The organism is Brachyspira sp. SAP_772, assembly GCF_009755885.1.
Lineage (GTDB): Bacteria > Spirochaetota > Brachyspiria > Brachyspirales > Brachyspiraceae > Brachyspira.
Genome location: NZ_VYIX01000251.1, coordinates 1 through 629, shown reverse-complemented (window position 1 = coordinate 629; position 629 = coordinate 1). Strand labels below are relative to the sequence as shown.

Annotated in this window: 1 protein-coding gene; it reads right to left on the bottom strand. The window is 30.0% G+C overall.

Features of this window, described 5'->3' with window-relative positions; translation table 11 throughout:
- On the bottom strand, positions 1 to 629 hold a 629-nt coding region (locus tag GQX97_RS13855), incomplete at both ends, for a Xaa-Pro peptidase family protein (protein WP_157152335.1).

Genomic DNA, 629 nt, shown 5'->3' with positions numbered 1-629 from the left:
CCATATTCTCTTCTATCACTCTAGTTTCATTTTTAGATACGAAAGGAGCTTCAGCAGTTTGAGGACCCATACTAATGCTATGTCCCATATGTCCTCTTTCATAACCAGGATATTTTYTCTTAACATACTCAAAACCTATATTAAATATCTCAGAAAAAGGAACATTTGGTTTTATATTTTCTATCATTAATGTTCTTGATTCATATAATGTGTCTTTTAATTTAAAAAGCTCTTTATCTGCATTAGGCATTACCCAAGCTCTAGACATATCTGTAGTATAAAAATCCCATTCAGCATTAACTCCGCCGTCAAATTTTATTATATCAGTATCTTTTACTATAGTGTTTCCTGATATTGCTAAAGCAGATGCATTTTCTCCTGTTAAAAAAGCAGACCATGTGCTTGGYACACATATTTTACTTTCCATAACATTGAGCCTGTAAATATCCATAAGCTCTTTTTCTGTAATACCYGGTTTAGCAAATTTACTTGTATGAAGCATAGCTAAAGCACCAACATTTGCTATTTTTTTTATAATATCAATTTCTTCTTTTGTTTTTACAGACCTTGCTTTTATAAATAAAGGACTTGAATTCTTTATTATTACATTTGGAAGCTTTTTTTTTATT